Source organism: Peribacillus deserti, from assembly GCF_016909175.1.
Taxonomy (GTDB): domain Bacteria; phylum Bacillota; class Bacilli; order Bacillales; family DSM-1321; genus Paraperibacillus; species Paraperibacillus deserti.
In genome coordinates, this window is record NZ_JAFBFI010000006.1 from 43164 (window position 1) to 64815 (window position 21652).

The 21652-nt window shown below is 41.6% G+C and carries 22 protein-coding genes; all 22 read right to left on the reverse strand.

What is annotated here, in order from left to right; translation table 11 throughout:
• Positions 1 to 21: 21 nt before the first annotated feature.
• The 22 genes from sucD to smc all read right to left on the reverse strand — a co-directional run bounded on the left by sucD (position 22) and on the right by smc (position 21651).
• A complete protein-coding gene (gene sucD / locus JOC77_RS08155) occupies positions 22 to 924 on the reverse strand; it encodes a succinate--CoA ligase subunit alpha (protein ID WP_204541422.1) in 903 nt (300 codons plus the stop codon).
• Positions 925 to 943: 19 nt separating this feature from the next.
• The gene (gene sucC / locus JOC77_RS08160; protein WP_204541425.1) at positions 944 to 2104 is read right to left on the reverse strand and encodes an ADP-forming succinate--CoA ligase subunit beta; all 1161 of its coding nucleotides are present in this window, start codon (positions 2102 to 2104) and stop codon (positions 944 to 946) included.
• A 173-nt stretch (positions 2105 to 2277) separates the two neighbouring features.
• Positions 2278 to 3351 (reverse strand): DUF871 domain-containing protein, encoded by a 1074-nt coding sequence (locus tag JOC77_RS08165; protein WP_204541427.1) that lies wholly within the window; start codon positions 3349 to 3351, stop codon positions 2278 to 2280.
• A 116-nt stretch (positions 3352 to 3467) separates the two neighbouring features.
• Positions 3468 to 4832, reverse strand: a complete 1365-nt coding sequence (locus tag JOC77_RS08170; RefSeq protein ID WP_204541430.1) for a PTS transporter subunit EIIC — start codon at positions 4830 to 4832, stop codon at positions 3468 to 3470.
• A gap of 24 nt (positions 4833 to 4856) precedes the next feature.
• On the reverse strand, positions 4857 to 5741 hold the full coding sequence (gene murQ, locus JOC77_RS08175; protein WP_204541433.1) for an N-acetylmuramic acid 6-phosphate etherase: 885 nt from the start codon (positions 5739 to 5741) through the stop codon (positions 4857 to 4859).
• A 278-nt stretch (positions 5742 to 6019) separates the two neighbouring features.
• Positions 6020 to 6871, reverse strand: coding sequence for a MurR/RpiR family transcriptional regulator (locus JOC77_RS08180; RefSeq protein WP_204541436.1), 852 nt, complete (start codon positions 6869 to 6871; stop codon positions 6020 to 6022).
• A gap of 28 nt (positions 6872 to 6899) precedes the next feature.
• Positions 6900 to 7181, reverse strand: a complete 282-nt coding sequence (locus JOC77_RS08185) for an EscU/YscU/HrcU family type III secretion system export apparatus switch protein (protein ID WP_204541439.1) — start codon at positions 7179 to 7181, stop codon at positions 6900 to 6902.
• A complete protein-coding gene (locus tag JOC77_RS08190) occupies positions 7178 to 9088 on the reverse strand; it encodes a hypothetical protein (protein WP_204541442.1) in 1911 nt (636 codons plus the stop codon). Before JOC77_RS08190 ends, JOC77_RS08185 begins: the two co-directional genes overlap by 4 nt.
• A 25-nt stretch (positions 9089 to 9113) precedes the next feature.
• The gene (locus tag JOC77_RS08195; RefSeq protein ID WP_204542041.1) at positions 9114 to 9890 is read right to left on the reverse strand and encodes a ribonuclease HII; all 777 of its coding nucleotides are present in this window, start codon (positions 9888 to 9890) and stop codon (positions 9114 to 9116) included.
• Between the two features lie 189 nt (positions 9891 to 10079).
• A complete protein-coding gene (gene ylqF / locus JOC77_RS08200) occupies positions 10080 to 10946 on the reverse strand; it encodes a ribosome biogenesis GTPase YlqF (RefSeq protein WP_204541445.1) in 867 nt (288 codons plus the stop codon).
• Positions 10947 to 10963: 17 nt separating this feature from the next.
• Complete coding sequence (lepB, locus tag JOC77_RS08205) at positions 10964 to 11527, reverse strand: signal peptidase I (protein ID WP_204541448.1); 564 nt, start codon at positions 11525 to 11527, stop codon at positions 10964 to 10966.
• Between the two features lie 304 nt (positions 11528 to 11831).
• Positions 11832 to 12179, reverse strand: coding sequence for a 50S ribosomal protein L19 (gene rplS, locus JOC77_RS08210; protein WP_101641460.1), 348 nt, complete (start codon positions 12177 to 12179; stop codon positions 11832 to 11834).
• 125 nt (positions 12180 to 12304) lie between these two features.
• Positions 12305 to 13042, reverse strand: a complete 738-nt coding sequence (gene trmD / locus JOC77_RS08215; RefSeq protein WP_204541450.1) for a tRNA (guanosine(37)-N1)-methyltransferase TrmD — start codon at positions 13040 to 13042, stop codon at positions 12305 to 12307.
• A complete protein-coding gene (rimM, locus tag JOC77_RS08220) occupies positions 13042 to 13560 on the reverse strand; it encodes a ribosome maturation factor RimM (protein WP_204541453.1) in 519 nt (172 codons plus the stop codon). The genes trmD and rimM overlap by 1 nt, the downstream gene beginning before the upstream one ends.
• Positions 13561 to 13574: 14 nt before the next feature.
• Positions 13575 to 13961: a YlqD family protein gene (locus tag JOC77_RS08225; RefSeq protein WP_204541456.1), complete on the reverse strand. Its 387-nt coding sequence runs from the start codon at positions 13959 to 13961 to the stop codon at positions 13575 to 13577.
• A gap of 190 nt (positions 13962 to 14151) precedes the next feature.
• Positions 14152 to 14343 (reverse strand): hypothetical protein, encoded by a 192-nt coding sequence (locus JOC77_RS08230; RefSeq protein WP_204541459.1) that lies wholly within the window; start codon positions 14341 to 14343, stop codon positions 14152 to 14154.
• Between the two features lie 264 nt (positions 14344 to 14607).
• Entirely contained in the window at positions 14608 to 14838 is a 231-nt protein-coding gene (locus JOC77_RS08235; RefSeq protein WP_204541461.1) for a KH domain-containing protein, read from the reverse strand.
• Positions 14839 to 14850: 12 nt separating this feature from the next.
• Positions 14851 to 15123 carry a 30S ribosomal protein S16 gene (gene rpsP / locus JOC77_RS08240; protein WP_101641467.1) on the reverse strand — a complete coding sequence of 91 codons (273 nt, stop codon included), beginning with the start codon at positions 15121 to 15123 and terminating at the stop codon, positions 14851 to 14853.
• Positions 15124 to 15219: 96 nt separating this feature from the next.
• Positions 15220 to 16563 carry a signal recognition particle protein gene (gene ffh, locus JOC77_RS08245; RefSeq protein ID WP_204541464.1) on the reverse strand — a complete coding sequence of 448 codons (1344 nt, stop codon included), beginning with the start codon at positions 16561 to 16563 and terminating at the stop codon, positions 15220 to 15222.
• A gap of 13 nt (positions 16564 to 16576) precedes the next feature.
• On the reverse strand, positions 16577 to 16909 hold the full coding sequence (locus tag JOC77_RS08250; protein ID WP_204541498.1) for a putative DNA-binding protein: 333 nt from the start codon (positions 16907 to 16909) through the stop codon (positions 16577 to 16579).
• Between the two features lie 167 nt (positions 16910 to 17076).
• On the reverse strand, positions 17077 to 18069 hold the full coding sequence (ftsY, locus tag JOC77_RS08255) for a signal recognition particle-docking protein FtsY (RefSeq protein WP_204541501.1): 993 nt from the start codon (positions 18067 to 18069) through the stop codon (positions 17077 to 17079).
• A gap of 15 nt (positions 18070 to 18084) precedes the next feature.
• A complete protein-coding gene (gene smc / locus JOC77_RS08260; protein WP_204541516.1) occupies positions 18085 to 21651 on the reverse strand; it encodes a chromosome segregation protein SMC in 3567 nt (1188 codons plus the stop codon).
• Between the last annotated feature and the right edge of the window lies 1 nt (position 21652).

A 21652-nucleotide genomic window follows, 5' to 3' on the forward strand; every position in this document is an offset into this window, starting at 1 on the left:
TTATGTAAAGGCCCTTATTTATTAATGGGTTTTACATTGGTCGTATAGACCTTTTTCTTTAAGAACGGAAATAAGAGTTTCTCCCATTACGGATGGTGTTTCAGCAACTTGAATTCCGCATTCATTCATCACACGGATCTTTTCGTCTGCTGTACCCTTGCCGCCAGAGATAATAGCGCCGGCATGTCCCATACGTTTCCCAGGAGGTGCAGTTCTTCCGCCGATGAAGCCTACAACTGGCTTTGTCATGTTCGCTTTTACCCACTCTGCCGCTTCTTCTTCTGCAGTTCCGCCGATTTCACCGATCATAATTACTGCATAAGTCTCAGGGTCTTCGTTAAATGCCTTTAAAACATCAATAAAGTCTGTACCATTGACAGGGTCTCCGCCGATTCCTACAGCAGTTGTCTGGCCAATTCCAGCCTGTGTTAGTTGATGAACAGCTTCATACGTTAAAGTTCCGGAACGAGAAACTACACCAACGTGTCCTTTAGTATGAATGTATCCGGGCATAATTCCGATTTTACATTCGCCAGGAGTAATGACTCCAGGGCAGTTAGGTCCAACCAGACGGGTTTTCTTGCCTTCCATATAGCGTTTTACTTTTACCATATCAAGAACCGGGATATGTTCTGTAATACAGATCACGATATCAAGCTCTGCATCTACTGCTTCCAGGATAGCGTCAGCTGCGAATGGAGCTGGAACATAAATGACAGATGCATTTGCACCGGTTTGATTTTTTGCTTCTATTAATGTGTTGAATACTGGAACACCCTCAACTTCTGTTCCGCCTTTACCAGGTGTAACACCAGCAACGATTTGTGTACCGTATTCAAGCATTTGCTTTGTGTGGAATAGAGCCGTTGAACCAGTAATACCCTGTACTATGACTTTAGTATCTTTATTAATAAATACGCTCAATTTTGCTACCTCCTGACTATTAACCTACTAGTGATACTATTTTTTGCGCGCCGTCTGCCATAGACTCAGCAGCTGTAATATTTAAACCTGACTCATTAAGAATTTTCTTTCCAAGGTCCACATTTGTTCCTTCAAGACGAACAACTAAAGGAACTTCAAGGCCTAACTGTTTAGCAGCTTCAACTACACCTTCAGCAATAACATCACATTTCATGATGCCGCCAAAGATGTTAACGAAGATACCTTTTACATTTTTATCAGAAAGGATGATTTTGAAGGCTTCAGTTACCTTTTCAGCAGTAGCTCCGCCACCAACATCAAGGAAGTTAGCTGGATCTCCGCTATAATGTTTAATGATATCCATTGTGGCCATAGCGAGGCCTGCACCATTAACCATACAGCCAATATTTCCGCCTAATGATATGTAGCTTAAGTCATATTTAGACGCTTCTATTTCTTTTGGATCTTCTTCGTCAAGGTCTCTGTACTCGACAATGTCCTTGTGGCGGTACAGTGCGTTAGAATCAAAGTTTAGTTTCGCATCAAGAGCCATAACTTTGCCGTCGCCTGTTACTACCAGCGGGTTGATCTCAGCAATTGAGCAATCTTTTTCCACGAAAGCCGTGTACAGGCTGATCATGAATTTTGCAGCCTGCCCTACTAATTCCTTAGGAATATTAATATTAAATGCTATTCTTCTAGCCTGATAGCCTGTGAGGCCTACTACAGGGTCGATAATTTCTTTAAAGATTTTTTCAGGAGTTTTTTCAGCTACTTCCTCAATTTCTGTACCGCCTTCTTCAGAAGCCATAAGAACAACTCTAGAAGTTGCACGGTCAAGAACAAGACCTATATAATATTCTTTTTTAATGTCGCAGCCTTCTTCAATCAGCAAACGCTTTACTTCTTTGCCTTCTGGGCCTGTTTGGTGCGTTACAAGCGTTTTACCAAGGATTTCACCAGCATATTGACGAACCTCATCAAGGTTTTTTGCTACTTTTACTCCGCCAGCTTTACCGCGGCCGCCTGCATGAATTTGAGCCTTTACTACATTTACTGCTGTACCAAGCTCCTTTGCAGCTTCAACTGCTTCTTCTACTGAAAAAGCAACGCGGCCGTTAGGAACAGCTACCCCATATTTTCTGAGGACTTCTTTCCCCTGATATTCATGGATATTCATTTCCCATCCTCCTATCAAACTATCACAATAAAAATAGACTGCGCTTTCATTGTATAAAAAGAAAAAAAGCTTGTCTACCTTTACGGCGTGAAACATTGGTGTATTTTAAAATATTTTTCTAAAATTATATTTATTTCGATTTTAAAGATAATAAAAAAGGAAGAATCTATTAATTAATCTATTTCTTTTAGAACGAAAGTTTTTCCGGCATAAAGATATTTAATCAGTTCTATATCCTCCTCAACAACGGTACCGGCTAAATTCACCTTTGGATCCATTGGCAGTGTGCGCTTTACGATTTGAAGTTCCCCCTGATAACGGCCATAGTCCTTATTATCAATGGTTATTGACCCAATTTTCCGAGCGTGCGGCTCCCTGGGCGGAATGGATAAGCCTTTATCTGCAGTATATATTCGGGAAGGCTCGGAGCGGATTACATCTCTTGCCGCATCCATCCGGTTTTTATGAAGAAGCCTTACGATTTGCTGTTCAGGGTCCGGCAGCCCCTCCCATAGGTGTATATTCAGCTCCAGTATTCCCTGATTGTATTGAGTGAATTTCCTAAGTGTATTTTCTCTTAGCGATTTATCTCCTATTATTACTTTAGATACATAGCAGTCATGCATAAGGTCAAGATATGCCGTAAAAGGGCTCAATCCTCTATGATCTTCCAATGTTGGAAGGCCTTTAAAAAGCGGACCGCGCAGATGTTCGTCCCCCGGCACAAATGCCATAACGGTAAATCCTAGTGATATAAGCCATTTATTATGCTCTATAAATTCTTCTTTGTTAAGACCGGTTTCCGGGCGGGGATAATAATTATGCCAGGCCTCTACATTTTCTTCTTTTAAGCCGGAAGCTTTCAGCTGTGAATATAGTTCGTCATCTATCGTACTTGCATTAAGGGCAATTTTCATCACTCCAGAGAGCTTTGCAATGGCTTCTGCTTCGATTCCGTAGTCTATACGGAGCCCGCTTACGCCCCAATCCACGATTTGATGCAGATTTTCGAAAGTCAGGCCTAAATGGATTAGTGATTTCGGGGAAACGTCTGCGATCAGCTCCATTCCCAGTTCCCTTGCCTGGCTGCCTAGTGCTGCAAGTAATTCTTTAAATGTGGACGGATTATCCTCAGGAATGTGAAGAGAAGTGAAAATACTGGTAAAACCTGCATCCTTCATTGTTTTTAAGTAGAGATGCTGTTCATGTTCTTCCATGTGTCCTAAATAAACTGATATACCTAGCATTTAATTTCTCCTTTCAATCTTTTTTCTGCAAACTCCAGAATTAAACAATAAAAAGAAATTAATAGGAAAAAGGGTCTGGCACCATAGGTTTCCCCGCGGCCCAGCCCTTCTTCGTATTATCTCATATTATCTGCCATGCTTTCCTTAAACCCAAATGTATAAGTAAAGATAAACCCAAATACATAGGCTATGACCAGCCCAAGAATATAATAAACGAATTTATTATCGGCTATTAAAGGCGTTAAGGTTATTCCAGATACCCCAATACTTGTGGCAGCCGTATTCATCGCCGCCTGGAAGGCACCACCGCAGGCAGCTCCTAAGCAGGCTGTCACGAAAGGTCTTCCGAGCGGGAGCGTTACACCATATAGCAAAGGTTCGCCGATTCCAAGGAAACCGACCGGAAGTCCCCCTTTAATAATATTCTTAAGCATTTTATTTTTTGTTTTCACATATATCGCAATGGATGCCCCAACCTGGCCGGCACCGCCCATGGCTAGAATAGTCAACAATGGAGTTGCATCTAGTTTACTAATAAATTCGAGGTGAATTGGTGTTAGTCCATGGTGTAGTCCAACCATAACAAGCGGCAGGAAGGTTCCGGCTAAAATCGCACCTGAGAATGCTCCTCCTACATCGATTACCGCGTTGATGCCCTGTGTAATCCAATCTGATAAAACGCCGCCCACTGGCTGTATAACAACCAGTGTTAAAATACCTACTACTAAAACTGTAATTAAAGGAGTTACGATAATATCGACCGCATTTGGAACAAATCTTCGTGCCCGTTTTTCAACCATTGCCATCAGCCATGCTGCAAAGATTACGGCGAACAGACCGCCTCGCCCTACTACTAGAGGCTCTCCAAATAGCGTTATTGTGGCAAGAGCAGGGTTAATTATAATAAATCCTGCGATGGCTCCAAGTGCAGGTGTGCCGCCAAACTCCTTGGCGGTATTCCAGCCTACAAGGACAGCTAAAATGCCAAATACACTGCCGCCAATCAGCAAAAGGATCTGCAGCCAGGTTTCTTCTGGCTTTACCCCGGCATTTTTGGCAAAGTTAGCGATACCGTTAATAATACCTGAAGCAACAAGAGCCGGAATAAGCGGGATAAAAATAGAGCCGATTCTTCTTAATAAATTTTTAAAAGGAGTATTATTTCGAGACTTAATTTCGGCTTGTTTTATACCTGCTAAATCCGCATCAGCTGCGGCCACTTCCCCAACCTGCAGGCCTGTCAGCTCACTCATTTCTGTTGCAACCTTACCCACCAGCCCGGGTCCGATTACAATTTGAAGTGTTTCGTCCTCAATGACTCCCATGACTCCGTCAATTTTTTTAATACCTGGAATGTCTGCAAGTTTCCAGTCTTTTAATTGAAGCCGCAGCCTGGTCATACAATGCGACACTCTTTGAATATTTTGGACCCCGCCAACTTGATTGGTTATCTCTCTCGCAAGACGCTGTTCCTTTTTCATCTTACTCCCCCTAAATTGCTTCGTTTATAACGCTTTTCTTACAAATCCTTCGGCAGCTTCTAACTTTTTTCCTGCTTCTTCTTCGGAACAATGGGTAAGCAGCATCACGATTGCTTTTTTGACCTGACCATTTGATTGATCATAATATCTTGATGCAGTTTCGTAATCTGTATCGGCAGCTTCCATGATGATTCTCTTAGACCTTTCAACCAGCTTTAAGTTGGTAGGCTGTACATCTACCATGAGATTTTTATACACTTTGCCAATCCCAATCATAGCAGCTGTGGAGATCATGTTCAGCACGAGTTTCTGTGCAGTTCCGGCCTTTAGCCTTGTAGAACCTGTCAAAATTTCGCTTCCTGTATTAATTTCAATTGGAATATCACTGAACCGGCTAATCTCAGAATCAGCATTGCAGGATATACTCCCTGTCATCACCCCTTTACTTGATGCGTATGTTAAGCCTCCAATTACGTAAGGGGTCCTGCCGCTTGCTGCGATTCCAATCACCAGATCATTTTCTGATAGATTGATAGCCTGCAAGTCAACTGCCGCAAGTTCCTTCGAATCTTCAGCACCTTCAACAGCCACTGTAAATGCTTTTTCACCGCCTGCGATTAATCCAATTACCATCCCGGGAGGCGTTCCAAAAGTTGGAGGGCACTCAGCTGCATCGAGCACTCCAAGCCTGCCGCTGGTTCCCGCACCCATGTAAATAATCCGGCCTCCGTTTTTCAATGCAGTAATCGCAGCTGTTACTAATTTATCAATCTGCGGAATCTGATGCGCGATGGCTTCAGGAACCTGCCGATCTTCCTCATTCATCACTCTTAGAACTTCTAATGCTGTCATCTCGTCCAAAGCCATTGTTTTGGAGTTTCTCTGTTCTGTAGATAAATTCTCTAGCACTTTGACACCCCTTTTTTATTTGTATACGTTTACATTATAGAAAAAAAGAAATGAAAATTCAATGTCGTTTTTTATCGATCTGAAATTAAATTTCATTTTCCAGAAAAATAAAAGCAACCCGCAAATAAAGCTGATTCCTCTTTTCTTTCATAAAGTGTCGAACTTAGTGCAGGGGCTCTTTTCTAAACAGTATGTCCTCATTAATATCTTTATGCCGCCAATGCTTTTTTGTAAGAAGGGAATGCTATAAGCATTCGAAAAGAGCCCTAGATTACATCTTATTTTCTTTGCTGAAGTACCTTATTTCTTGATTTATTGAACGATTCTACAATCTGGCTGCCGATTTGGTGAAATATACTTAAATAAAGACCATCAATAATATTAAGCTGGGCAATTCTTGAAGCTATACTTCCAACCCGGTATTCTTCCTCAACATCCGGAAAACAAAGCTTGAGATCCGCAAGCTTATAAAGAGGGGATTTTTTCAGCGAAGTAATAGCAATGACTGTAACTCCGTGTTCTTTAGCAAAAGATGCGATTTGGATAATCTCCTTCGTTTTGCCAGACGTGCTGATCGCAATAAACACATCATCTTTCTTCATAGCTGCAATAAAAGAGACCATGTAATGAAAATCAGAAGAAGCTGCTGCGTTTAGTCCAAGCCTCATGAATTTATATTGAGCATCAATGGCAGGCGGGTATGATCCCCCGACCCCGAAAACAGCAATTTTCCGAGAGGATTTAATTGCTTCCACACTTGCACTGAAATCTTTTTTGTCAAGTGTATTTAAGGATAACTCAAGAGCTGATTTATTAAAATAGGTCACTTTATTAAACAGGCTCTGGGGAGTATCTTTTTTATTTAATAAAGAAAAGTTATTCACATTTTCTTCTGTCCATGTATTTTCTTTTGCCAGAACAACCTTAAGCATTTTAAAGCTCCCAACACCTATGGTTTTACAAAAACGAACAACACTCGCTTCGCTTGCTTCCGCCTGGGAAGCCAATTCCTTCGTAGTCATAGTGGGAATAAATTCCGGATGCTCCAGGATATAGGAAGCTACTTTTTTCTCGGCGCCGGTAAATTTATTGAGATTGGATTTTATTTTACTTAATATACGAAGCTCCATGGATGGTCCTCCCCTGTCACAAATAGGTTTATTTTACCCGTTTTTCTTGGTCAATTTTATAGATAAACGCAAAAACTTCTGCTACCGCCTGGTATAAATCTTCGGGAATCGTCTGATTCAACTCGAGCTCAGCTAAAATTCCGGCTAAAGATGGATCTTCCTGGATAGGTATATCATTCTCCTTAGCCGTTTCCATGATTCGTTCAGCAGCCAGGCCTTTACCTTTTGCGATGACCCTTGGTGCTCCCTCTTTTTCTGAATCATACCGTAAAGCAATAGCTTGTTTTCTGGGGACATGTTCCTCTTTCATATTCTGAAGTCAACTCCGCTGTAAGAAGATGATTGATGTTTAAAAGCGTTTACTTGTGGTTTAAAAGCTCCCTCATGAGAGCTCATAAAATGGATAGACGAAAGGGTATAGTGAATTTTATTAAAGTTTTCCTTAAGGCCTGGAATCCATTTCTGCGCAATATCCTTAACAGCTTCAATATGCTGATTATATACGGTTAACCTAACGATTCTATTCTGAACCTGCATGTCAACCGCAACTTCATTCAAGCTTCCAAGTTCTAAATAGAATAAGATTCTGCAATAGCTTGAATCAATCGAGCCATCCGGACTTTTTCGGCCATTCCACTGCACAGTCAAATCAGAAATCTGTTCATTAAAAGGAAGAGGAATCTGCATGACCATGTTTTGAAGCGGCCCATTTTCATTGGATAACAGCTGCTGGGCATGCATTCTATGCAGCAGCTGTTCGGCGGTCTGCTTCAACAGTTTCTCATCCGAACTGTTCAAAAACTGGGTTAATGCGAATTTAAGCGCTGACTGTGTGTCTGGTTCGGCCTCTTGTATTGGGGCGGATAGAAACTGTTCGAGTCCAAGATCCTTGATCATTTGTTTTAAATGGAGTTTTATATCGTCTGCCTTTGAAAAATCTGGACCAAAGTCTTTAACGATACTTGAAAAAAACCAGTTCATATCTTCAGAATACTGCCCAGCTCTAAGCTGCATAGGCCCGACATCTAGTCTGGAAGCAATTTCACTTCCAAGCTTGTTTAGACTATAATCGATTTGCTGCTTTCCGGAAAGAGACGATAAAAATGTTTTTATGTCCGCAGTCAACTTAGTCGTTTCTGATACGTTCTTTTCATTTGTCTTTGTTATGACTTCCCCGAGCATGTGCTTTGTAAGTGCAGCCACTTCCTTTGAAGGAAGGAATGCCGATTCTCCTTTAACTGAGTCAGGTGCAGAATTGCCTGATTTCAATCTTCCTGGCTCTTCGTTAAATGCAGTACTTCCTGTAAGCGTACCATTCCAGCCCGCGAGTAATTTTTTTGCAGCTTCTGCATCCTGGCTGCTGCTGGCCGCTGTTATTTTCCCCAGCACATTTAGTACATGTTTCAGGCGTGTATCCCGGAGCTTTTCTAAGTTTGTACGGTTTAAAAGGCTGTTTAACATTTGGTCTTCAGCTGCTTCTGCTGGGATAAAACCTAAGTTTTTAAGTACTTGAAAGGCTTTTTGGCTGCCGCCGGAATCCGCGAGCCATAGGCGCGCTAAATCGAGAAGGGCTTTATCAGCCCACTTCGCTGCATTCGTTTCCATTAAGGAGCCAGCTGTCTCTAACAGCTTAAGAGAGGCAGGCGAGTGCTCAGGAAGTGTCTGAAGCTGCTCTACTAAACGCCCAAGCTGTGAAGAAAAAGATTTTCCCATTTCTAGGCTGTATATGGCCTGAAAATTTTCTTCTATAAAGGGAATATTTTTACTATGCATGGTTTTCATAGCCGCAAAGCCCAGGTCCAACTTATCTGATGCCTGAAGCCAGCCCAGGATATTTTCCAAAATCTCACGGGTAGCCGGAATGCCATTTTTCAGCAGAAATGAAGCCAGCTTCAGCTGTTCCTTACCAATGGGAAGAGACAGATGCTGCAGGAGCTGCGCTGCATCGTTTGCTGCGTAACCTGTAAGCTTGCTATCAAGCACTTTCAGCCTTGTCAAATCCTCGCCCGCTTCGACTCGGAACCAGTATTTTTCAAAAGCCTCAAGCGGAGCGTCTATAACGGCTATTAATTTTGTCTGGCCGATTCTAACTTCTGCCGTTTGATTAGGAAAAAGCTTGGTTATCGTTCCTTGGATTATCTGGCCTGGACGAAAAGAGACGGCAGACACAGGGGCTGTTTGCGGCAGTATATTTCTTAAGATCTGGCCTGGCTGCATTTCATCTCATCCTCTCCCCTTACGTCTATTTTACAGTTATATATTCCTTCACCGGAGCAAAGCTTTTTCTATGCAGCGGTGAAGGGCCGCATTCTTTTAAAGCTGCCAAATGCTCCGGAGTACCATAGCCGGCATTTTTCTCGAATTTATATTGGGGGAATTGGATTCCGAACTCTATCATCATTCGATCACGGGCTACTTTTGCAATGATAGAAGCAGCAGCAATGGAAATACTAGCTGAATCCCCTTTAATGATCGATTCTTGAGGATATGGAGCAGACAGCTTCATAGCATCAATCAGTAAATAATCAGGGTTTACTGAAAGTCTGGCTACGCTTATATTCATTGCTTTTTTTGCAGCTTGATAGATATTGATTTCATCAATTTCAGCCGAGTCAATCACACCTATGCCGATTGCAACCGCTTTGCTTTTGATATATTCAGCAAAGGCCTCAAGCTTATTCTTGGGTATTTGCTTGGAATCATTCAAGCCCTTTAGAAAGAAGCCTTCAGGCAGAATGACCGAGGCTGCAACAACCGGGCCAGCCAGCGGCCCCCGCCCTACTTCATCAATTCCAGCAATCAGACTGAAGCCTTCTTTTCGAAGTCTATTTTCATATATACTCATCTCGTTAAATTTTTCCCTGGCAGCCAGGTCCTTTTCTAATTCACGTCTCTTTTTAACCGCTAGATTTACAATCCCTTTGCGGTCATCTTCCATGCATGTAAGTAAAAAAGGATCCTCTATATTAGAAATGGCCTTTAGTTTTTCAGCCACGTCACTTGTAGTTAATCTCGATATCATTTACTTCATCCTTATTTATTTATCGGCATTCTGCCACAAACTTAAAGGGCCTGACCCAGCAGATAAAATGTTGAGGATTCAGGCCCTTCATGGTATTCGATTTGATATTTCTGCATATACGTGATAGTCAGGCATTCCTGTTTTCAGGCAGAAAGGTACCGAAATTAACACGGTTTCCCGGCTTAATTAAGCTTCCAGTGTTTCTAGTACTTCAGGAACTTCAAGAGTTATAGGACCCATTTTATCAGACCTGAGCTCCCTAATGATAAGTTCTGCTGTTTTGTCATAATCCACAAGGCCTTTTCCAGCTAAAACTCCCCTGAAAATACCGATCGTGTCAAAAAGCTCCACTACATCCTCCGGTATGGATTCCAAATTATACCGCTCTTTTAGTCTATTTGGATATTCAGCTTCTAAAAAGCGCAGGGCATATACCGCCAATTCATGCTGATTTAAGAGAGTATCTTTTATAGCACCCGTTACAGCCAGCTTAAGCCCTACTTCCTGGTCTTCAAATTTCGGCCAAAGAATTCCCGGAGTATCTAATAGCTCCATTTCTTTCCCTACCTTAATCCACTGCTGTGCTTTTGTTACACCAGGCATATTACCCGTTTTGGCAATATTTTTCTTTGCCAGCCGGTTTATGAGAGTGGATTTGCCTACATTTGGAATGCCGATGATCATGGCGCGGATTGCCCTTGGATTAATTCCCCGCGATCTCATCTTGTCGAACTTTTCTTTTAATATTTCCTTTGAAGCGGACAGGATTTTATTCAAGCCGCTTCCTGCCTGGGAATTAATAGCAATGGCATGTTGTCCTTTTGCTTCAAAATACTGAAGCCATTCTCTTGTTTTTTCTTTGTCCGCTAAATCTGCTTTATTCAGCAGAATCAATCTGGGCTTGTGGGAAACAATTTCGTCTATCATTGGATTTCTGGAGGATGCAGGAATTCGGGCATCAACCAGCTCAAAAATAATATCTACAAGCTTTAACTTTTCTGTAACTTCCCTTCTTGCTTTGGCCATATGGCCAGGGAACCACTGTATATTCACAGCATTCACCAACTTTTCTAGTTCTTCTGATATGCTACGCTTCTAAAATCTTCTATCGGCCAGTACACCAGGCTGGTTTTTCCTAGTACCTTTTGCATTGGTACCGTGCCAATCTGCCTTGAATCCCTGCTATTCCGTCTATTGTCCCCCATAACGAATAACTGGTTTTCCGGAACTGTATCACGGTTAATATAATCTTTAAGTGTAAAAGGCTCTGTCAGCGGCCCGTCCATGACCTCTCTCTTATATTGCTCAAGATAAGGTTCTTTATAGGCTTTACCATTCACATAAAGGATATCGTTTTTGTACTCAACTTTATCTCCCGGGAGCCCAATGACACGTTTTATGTAGTCTTTGCCTTCAGGAGCATGGAACACTATAATATCAAACCGCTTTGGCTTGCCTACAGTATAGCCTATTTTATTCACTATCATTCTGTCTTTATCGTGTAGAGTAGGCATCATAGATAACCCATCTACCACAATCGGAGCAAAGAAAAAATAGCGGATAACTGCTGCAAGCAAAACAGCGATAATCAGAGCTTTTGTCCATTCCCAAACTTCATTTTTCTTTTTTGTCATTCAATCTCCACCGCCTATAAAGCTTTCTATAAATCATCATACTGCTTTATTTTACACTATGAAAGAAAAATAAACGCTTAAAAACGCCTAACGGTCAATAAATTTATGTAAAAAAAGCTGCATCCAGCGAGTTTACCATCCATGCTTTCTCGGATTGATTAGGAATAACCTGAAAATGGATACCTGCACCTTTTAGTTCGCAAAGAGCTTATTGCTTTAAAGAACCATTAAAAAAAGAGCCTGCATAGACAAGCTCTTTTTTTGATATAATTTCAGCTTCCGGATACGATCCCGGCTGAAAATATTAGCGGCGAATCTCTTTAATACGAGCTGCTTTACCACGAAGGTTACGAAGATAGTATAGCTTAGCACGGCGTACTTTACCGCGGCGTACTACTTCTAAAGTAGCGATCTTTGGCGTGTGTACAGGGAATGTACGCTCAACACCTACACCGTAAGAAACCTTACGAACTGTGAATGTTTCGCTGATTCCACCACCACGACGCTTAATCACAACACCTTCAAATAGCTGAATACGTTCGCGAGTTCCCTCGATAACCTTAACGTGAACACGTACAGTATCACCAGGACGGAACGCAGGAAGATCAGATTTCAATTGGTCTTTTGTGATTTCTTCAATTAATTGTTGCATCGTTTTCAACTCCTTCCACCAGATGCTCATTCCAATATATATGATTGCAGCGGAACATCTTAATAAAGCCCGGAACGCCCAAGCCACAAAGAATATATTAACATAGCGGGCTTAGATATGCAATGTTATTTTTCTTCTTTTTTTAATTCATCGAGCCACTTTTTTTCCTTGTCGCCAAGCGGGAAATTCTCAAGCAGATCAGGCCTTCTAGTCAGGGTTCTTCTCAGGGATTCTTTTATTCTCCATTCCTCGATCAGAGCATGGTTGCCTGATAACAGGATATCCGGAACCTTGATTCCTCTAAAGTCTGCTGGTCTCGTATAATGCGGATGCTCAAGCAGTCCTGAAGAAAACGAATCTTTTACAGGTGACTCTTCATTTCCAAGGACGCCTGGCAGCAGCCTGACAACACTGTCTATCACAACCATCGCCCCAAGTTCCCCTCCGGTCAGCACATAATCCCCTATGGAAATTTCATCCGTTATGATATGGGTCCTGATCCGCTCGTCGTAGCCTTCATAATGGCCGCAGATAAAGATTAAATGTTCTTCTTTAGATAGTTCCTCAGCTTTATATTGAGTATATTTTTCTCCTTGTGGACACATAAGAATGACCCGTGGTTTGCTCCCGGTGGATTCCTTCATTGCAGTTACAGCATCAAAGATCGGCTGCGGCTTCAAAACCATTCCGGCACCGCCGCCATACGGATAGTCATCCACTGTATGGTGTTTATTGTCAGCATAATCCCGGAAATTTGTAACCTTATAGGAAACTGCCTCTTTTTCAGCTGCTTTTTTTAGAATCGAACTGCCTAGCACTCCCTCAAACATCTCGGGAAATAAGCTTAAAACATCTATCCTCATTAATCTAACAGCCCTTCCATAGGAAGAATTTTAATTTGTTTATTGTCGATATCGATTTCTTTCACAATTTCATCGATATAAGGAATCAATATTTCTTTGCCTCTTTTTCCTTTGACGACCCATACATCATTCGCACCAGGAGCCAGCACCTCACTAATCTTGCCAATCTCTTCTCCCTCTAGCGTTGAAACCATGCAGCCGATGATTTGGTGATAATAAAACTCGCCTTCTTCAAGGTCATGCAGCTGGTTTTCAGGAACCTTCAGCAGGCCGCCTTTTAGGCTTTCCACCTGGTTTACATTATTAAATTCCTCAAAGGTCAACAGGTCAAAGTTTTTATGTTTCCTGTGGGATTTTACTGTTAATTCCATTGGCTCCTTGCTTCTTTCAGCAAAGAAGAACAACTTATTCCCGCTTTTGTATCTTTCCTCAGCAAAATCTGTCTTAGAAATAACCCGTACTTCACCTTTGATGCCATGTGTGTTCACAATTTTCCCCACATTAAACCATTTATCCATAAAGATCCTCACCTTTAACGTATTTCAGTTATGATTCCATCTGTCACTACGATCGTTTTAGACAGGGCCGCCTCATCCCAGCTCTGTCCAACTTCTACATTCACAATGGCCTGTACTTCTCGATCCTTCAGTTCACTGCCCAGCGGCAGAATTTCAAGCTGCTCGAGCTGAAAGTCGAGCATTTTTGCTTTTTCTTGTCTTTTGTTAATTTCCTTCTCATAATGAGCTTTTAAACTTCCAGGCTGAAATTTTTTTGTTCTCTCTAATTTTCTTAGTTCAAAGCGCAGCTGATCACATTCCTTAAGAAGCTGCCTTTTGCTCTGATTATATTTATCCAGGAGCCGATTCTTGCTGGTTTCGGTTAATACATGATTGACAGTAACCGTTTGAAGAATATTCAATTTCCAGCGCCTCCTTGCTATAACATTTTACTTGAAAAAATATGTATACCTTTTTGATTTAAATTATATGGCTGCACAAATGACATTGAATTGCAGTCATTTTGCCCCTCGCGCTAATTAATCAGCCGTGTAAGCTGCAGGAGCGCATGGATAAGCAGTTGTTTTTGATAAGCAAAGAGGTTTGGCTTATTTATTTTTCAAGATATTTTCGGCCGAGCATACTTGTCATCACTCGATTTATCAATGCGCCGCTCATTATTTCGATGATTCGAAATATCGGCTCATATTTTTTCGAGCAGGGCTCATTTATTTTAAAGAACAGCTCATTTATTTTTGATAACAGATCATATTTTTCGCCGCACTTCTTCGAACGGGCATTCATGTAATTTTCCCTCAGATTGCTCGATTTGAAAAAGCAAATCATGATTGCGCCGCTCATGTATGCAGGTGGTCCCAGCTCATTTTTATCAAAGAGAAATGAATTCTCTGTTCAGTTCTTATGTAATTATATCAGGTCTAAGTCTATTTTTTCAGTCGCAGCTATATATTTTAAGCTGCTCTGCACTTATCGGCATGAAACAGTCATATGGTACTAGTTGAACTTAAATTAATATATAGCAAAAAAGGAGGGTATAATACCCTCCTTTTATTCGGATATCTCCAAATAAATTTTCTTGTGCTGTGATGATCCTGCTGCATAGACTACAGTACGAATCGCCTTAGCTACACGCCCTTGCTTGCCGATTACTTTTCCCATATCGCTTTTATTCACAGATAAGGAATAGATCGTTTTTTCATCCGCTTCATGAACAGTTACCTGTACGTCGTCAGGATGATCAACAAGAGGCTTTACAATTGTTTGGATTAATTCCTTCATGGCAAGAATGGATTACTTGCTGTTTTTAGCATTGTGGAATTTTTCCATAATGCCTTGTTGAGAGAACAAGTTACGTACTGTGTCAGATGGCTTTGCACCATTTTGCATCCACTTAAGAGCTAGTTCATCATTGATGTTTACAGTAGCTGGTTGAGTTACTGGGTTGTAAGTTCCGATCGTTTCAATAGAACGACCGTCACGTGGAGCACGAGAATCTGCAACTACAATACGATAGAAAGGAGACTTTTTAGCTCCCATACGTTTTAAACGAATTTTTACTGCCATTTTATATAAGCACCTCCGAATAGTTTCACACAAGATAATATATTACCAAACACATAACAGCTTGTAAAGGTTTTTTTCTTAACAGTTAAAAACTCCTTACATGAAAGGAAGCTTAAAGCCGCCTTTTTTCTTGCCTTTTTGCATATTGGTCATTTGTTTCATCATTTTTTTCATATCATCGAACTGTTTGATCAAGCGGTTTACTTCCTGTATGGTTGTTCCGCTTCCTTTTGCAATTCTCTTTTTTCGACCGGCATTAATCGCTTCAGGCTGTTCTTTTTCAAGCTTAGTCATGGAACGAATGATCGCTTCAACACGTCCAATTTGCTTTTCATCAATGGAGACGTTGTTAAGGCCTTTCATTTTGTTTGCCCCGGGAAGCATTTTTAGAAGGTCGTCAAGAGGGCCCATAGAGCGCACTTGTCCCAGCTGATCCAGAAAATCGTCGAATGTAAAGGACATGGTTCTCATTTTTTGTTCAAGCTCTTTAGCCTTTTCAGTATCCACATTGGCCTGGGCTTTTTCAATTAATGTTAAAACGTCCCCCATCCCTAGTATCCGTGAAGCCATTCTTTCAGGGTGGAATGTTTCTAAAGCATCCATTTTTTCACCCATACCGACAAACTTAATAGGAGTTTGTGTAACTGCACGTATGGAAAGAGCAGCTCCGCCTCTTGTATCTCCATCAAGCTTGGTCAGGACCACACCGGTTAAACCTAGCTGCTCATTAAAGCTCTGGGCAACATTTACCGCATCCTGGCCGGTCATGGCATCAACAACTAGAAATATTTCATCAGGATTTGCCAGCTGCTGGATCTCCTTAAGCTCACCCATCAATGTTTCATCTACGTGCAGTCGGCCTGCCGTATCGATTAAAACATAATCATGATGGTCCTCTTTGGCTTTAGCAATTGCCTGCCTGGCAATTTCAACAGGGCTTACCTGGTCACCGAGAGAGAATACAGGAAAGCTAAGCTGTTTCCCTAGGGTTTCAAGCTGTTTAATTGCGGCTGGACGGTAAATATCTGCAGCAACTAATAAAGGCTTTCTGTTATATTTCTTCCTGAGGAGATTAGCAAGCTTGCCTGTTGTTGTTGTTTTACCGGCCCCTTGCAAACCAACCATCATAATAACGGTAGGAGGACGGTTAGATACTGCAATCTTGCTTTGTTCGCCGCCCATCAGCGCGGTTAGTTCTTCCTGAACTACCTTAATGACCTGCTGGCCCGGCGAAAGGCTTTTTAAAACTTCCTGCCCTACGGCACGCTCGCTGACCTTCTTAACAAAGTCCTTAACCACTTTAAAGTTAACATCCGCTTCCAGTAAGGCAAGGCGGACTTCCCTCATCATTTCCTTTACGTCTGCTTCATTAACTTTGCCTTTGCCCCGAATTTTCTGAAACGTATTCTGCAGTCGGTCGGCTAAACTTTCGAATGCCATAATATGCCGCCTCCTAATCCAGTTCCTCGAGCGAGGATAAAGCGTCCAATATTTGCTCTTTAGAGGAGCTGCCGCTGTCTATAAAGGTTCTTATAGCTGCAGCTATTTTTTTTCGCTCTTGAAATTTTTGAAATAATGATAGTTTTGATTCATATTCTTCAAGCATTGCTTCTGTTCTCTTTATGTTATCATAGACTGCTTGACGGCTGACCTCATACTTTTCAGCTATCTCTCCAAGGGAGTAGTCATCTAGATAGTAGAGTGACATATAGCTCTGTTGTTTCTCTGTTAACAGCGAGTAATAGAAATCATAAAGATAATTCATTCGCGTTGTTTTTTCGAGCAATTGGGCTCCCCTCCCTTGTGTTAAGTGAAAACCCTTTACAAAATAATAGTTTACATAAAAGAAGATCGAATGTCAAGAAAAAGTCTTTACAGCCAATCTTTAATATGCTCCCTTCATCCTCTGCAAAAAAAACACCCTGCTGACGCAGGGTGCTAAAAGCAAACTTATTATTCTTCAGTTCCCTTTTCGATAACATTCGCGAACAAACCGTATACATATTTCTCAGGATCAAACTCTTGCAGATCATCCATTTTTTCGCCGAGACCGACAAGCTTAACCGGTATTTCCAGTTCATTTCTGATGGCCAGGACAATCCCGCCTTTAGCTGTGCCATCGAGTTTTGAAAGGACAATACCCGTAACATCCGTAGCTTCTTTAAAGGTTTTTGCCTGTATTAATGCGTTTTGTCCAGTTGTCGCATCAAGTACTAAAAGCACTTCATGAGGAGCACCGGGAACTTCTCTTTCAATTACTCTCTTAACCTTTTCAAGCTCCTTCATAAGATTAACCTTATTCTGAAGGCGTCCTGCTGTATCGCAAAGAAGAACATCCGCCCCGCGTGCTTTTGCTGCCTGCAGTGAATCGAACATAACAGCAGCCGGATCCGATCCTGCAGCCTGTTTTACAACCTCAACGCCGACACGTTCACCCCATACCTCAAGCTGCTCGATAGCACCAGCTCTGAATGTATCTCCTGCAGCCAGAATGACTTTTTTGCCCTCTTGTTTGAATCGGTGAGCGAGCTTTCCAATCGTCGTCGTTTTACCTACGCCGTTCACACCTACGAACAGAATGACTGTAAGACTGCCTTCCTGCATATTCAAGTCAACAGAAGCTGAGCTTGCTCCCTGGTAAATGTCAACCAATTTTTCTGAAATAACAGACTGCACATCTGCAGGATCCTGAATATTCTTTCGCTTGACCTCCATTTTCAGTTCGTCAATAAGCATTTCAACCGTTTCATAGCCTACGTCTGCCTGAAAAAGAATTTCTTCCAGCTCTTCAAAAAAATCTTCATCCACTTTTCTATAGCGCGCAACAAGATCATTTACTCTTCCAGTAAAAGAATTACGGGTTTTCGTAAGACCTTCTTTAAATTTATCCGTAACAGTATCTGTCTGGTGAGTAAATTTATCCTTTAGCTTTTTAAAAAAACTCATTTGAACACATCCTTTTTAAGATTGAACCAGTTCCTTCGATTCGTGCAGTCTAACAGATACCAGTTTAGAAACGCCTGATTCCTGCATGGTTACACCATATAGGACATCAGCTTCCTCCATTGTTCCTTTTCTATGAGTAATCACAATAAATTGAGTTTCCTTACTGAACTTCTTTAAGTACTGGCTGAAACGATAAACGTTCGCATCATCCAATGCAGCCTCGACTTCATCTAAGATGCAGAATGGCACCGGCCTCACTTTTAATATAGCAAATAACAGGGCAATAGCAGTTAACGCTCGTTCTCCACCTGAAAGCAGACCTAAATTCTGGAGCTTTTTGCCAGGAGGCTGAGCCACTATTTCGACACCCGTGTTAAGAAGGTCCTGGGGCTCTGTCAGCTTGAGCTCCGCCCTGCCGCCGCCAAATAACGCCGGAAAGACGTGGGCAAACTGATCTTTAATCGCATAAAAAGAAGAATGGAATCTCCGTTTCATTTCTTCATCCATTTCCCCAATAACTTGGAATAAAGTATCTTTAGCTTCTTGTAGATCATTCTTCTGCTCCAGAAGAAACTCATACCGCTCTGAGACCCTTGCATATTCATCAATTGCACCAATATTCACAGGTTCAAGCTCTTCGATCGCCATTTTTATAAGCTTAACTTTCTTTCTTGCCTCTTCAGCAGGAATAGCCAGCGGATGGTTTTCTTTCGCCGCCTCGAAAGAAAGGAAATATTCTTTCTGCAAATGAACGAGCTTGTTATCAAGTTCCACATCCAGCCTGTTCAGCTTGACCTCTTCATCCTTTAGTGCTTCTGTTAACCCCTTATACTGGCGCTTCAGCTCTTTTAAGCGGATTTCTTCAGTTTCTAATTCGGCATGAAGATTAAGTCTTTCCTGCCTTCTCTCGGAAATAAGCATTATCGTTTCATTTTTTTCCTTCAGCTTATGCTTTGCTGCTTCCTCCAGCTGGTTCTCACCGCTAAAGTCACTTTCCATTTCATTCTGCAGCAAGGATAAATCCTCGGAATACTCCGCGTATTTGTATTTCAAATTTGTCTTCTCTTCAACAATTCTGCTGAATTTATCCCTTTGATGCTGCAGCTGTTCTTTTTTGGTTGCCAGCTCAATTTTAAGCTCATTCAATTCTTCAGTTAAGGCTTCCCTGGAGGTGGCCTGGTTTTGTTTTTGCTCAGTCAGCATCGTAATTTCTTCATTTAACTTGAGGATTTCTTCTTCACAGGAAGCAATCATTTTTTTCACTTCTTGAAGGCGGTTCACCCTCGCATTATTTTCTTCCTGCGCAGACATTTTTTCCAGATCGTACACAGAAAGCCGATCATTAATATTCTTCTCCTGAACCTCGACTTCGCGGATCTCTCCTTTTAAGGACTGCTCTGACAGCCGGAGTTTTTCCCCGTTGGTCCGGATTTCTTCAAGGTTTAATTCCTGGGCTTGTACATCATTCTTAAGAACCTTAACATGCTGCTGAAGCTTAGAAGTTTTATCCTCCATGTCACCCAGCTTTTTCTTCAGGTCTTCCAATTCACCTTTTCTAGATAATAGGGATGCGTTTTTTTGCTTAACGGCTCCCCCGGTCATAGATCCGCCTGGATTTACTACGTCTCCATCAAGGGTTACAAACCGGTAGCGATGACCTGTGATTTTTGCCAGCTCATTCGCACCTCGCAGGTCCGCTGTGACAATAATTGTTCCTAAAAGATTTCCTATAACATCCTCATATTTAGGATCAAAGGAAATTAAGGAAGAAGCCTGTCCGACAAACGCTGGTGAATTTTCTATTTGTTTAATAACCGAATAAGGAACAGTTTTTGCTTTAATAGCAGTCAGAGGAAGAAAGGTTGCCCGGCCATAAGAATTCTTCTTTAAGAATCCAATTGCCCGTCTAGCATTTTCTTCATTATTTACCACAACATGCTGAGCTGCGCCGCCAAGAGCAATTTCAATGGCAGTCTGGTATTCCCTAGGAACTTGTACAAGCTCTGCCACCGCTCCTTCGATCCCTTGAAGCACCGTATTTTTAGCCTTTAAAATCTCTTTTACACCTTGGAAAAACCCAGCATAATCCTCTTCCATTTCTTCAAGCATTTCTTTTCTTGATTTAGCCTGCTGAAGATATTGAAAAGCCTGGTAAAGCGTTTTTTCTTGTTTCTGGTAATTGTTTTTTAGATTTTCCAATTGATTCTGCTGGCTTCTAAATGAATGAATTTGTTCTTCCATCTTGGCTTGAAGCTGTGCTAACTCATCTGCAAGCCTTGTTTTTATATCATGGATCCGATTTCGCTCTGATACATGCTTAGCATTTTCTTCATCAAGACGGCTGGTTCTTGAAGCAGCTTGGCGAAGCTGCTGTTCAATAAGCTGATACTCATTTTTCGCAGCAGCCTGCTTATTCAGCCAATCTATATAATCGCTTTTTAAGGCCTCTATCGTTTCTTCCACATTTACTTTAAGGAGTGACATTTCCTTTTGTTTTTCATTTAATTGGATTTGCAGTTCTTTAACGGCAGCCTCAAGAGCAGCTAGAGAATGCTTCTCGTTCTGTTCCTCTTCACCCAATATTTGAAGCCTGTCATAAGCAGCTTCCTTCGCTTTTTCAAGCTGCTGCTTATTCTGGGCGGCATTTTTCTTTCTTTCCTTAAGAACCTCTTTGCGGCCTTCAAGCTTCTCTAATTCTTCACTTACATGCAGGAGAACATCCTGCAGTGAATTAATCGATTCATCAAGGGCCGTCATTTGATCCCAGCTCTGCTCTACAAGCGCTTCTTTCTTTTGAAGTTCCGCACTGGATTTCAGCTCAAGGTCTTTGTGCTGCTCATATTCACTTGATAAAACTTCCCACTTTTTATGTAGAGATTCTATTTCATAAACGGTCAAACCCACTTCGAACTGCTTAAGATCTTCTTTCTTTTCCAAATATTCTTTTGCAATAGAAGCTTGAATCTTTAGTGGTTCAACCTGGCTTTCAAGCTCGTGGATGATGTCCTGCACTCTATTAAGATTATCCTGCGTTTCATAAAGCTTATGTTCTGCTTTTTTCTTCCGGTTTTTATATTTCAGAACACCTGCTGCCTCTTCGAATATAGAGCGTCTCTCTTCAGGCTTACTGCTCAGTATTTCTTCCACTTTACCCTGGCTAATGATGGAGAATGCTTCTTTTCCAAGTCCTGAATCCATAAATAGATTAATAATATCTTTCAGACGGCAAGGCTGTTTATTAATAAAGAATTCACTGTCTCCTGACCGGTACACCCTTCTTGTTACACTTACTTCCTGATAGTCAAGGGGAAGGAAGTGCTTTTCATTATCAAGAGTTAAAGTAACCTCAGCAAAATTCAATGCTTTTCGGGAATCACTTCCTGCAAAGATGATGTCCTCCATCTTTCCGCCGCGGAGTGATTTAGCAGATTGTTCCCCGAGCACCCAGCGTATTGAATCTATGATATTGCTCTTTCCGCTTCCGTTTGGTCCTACGACGGCAGTCACACCTGGAACAAATTCCACGCCTATTCGTTCGGCAAAGGATTTAAAACCTACTACGTCCAACCTTTTGAGGAACATA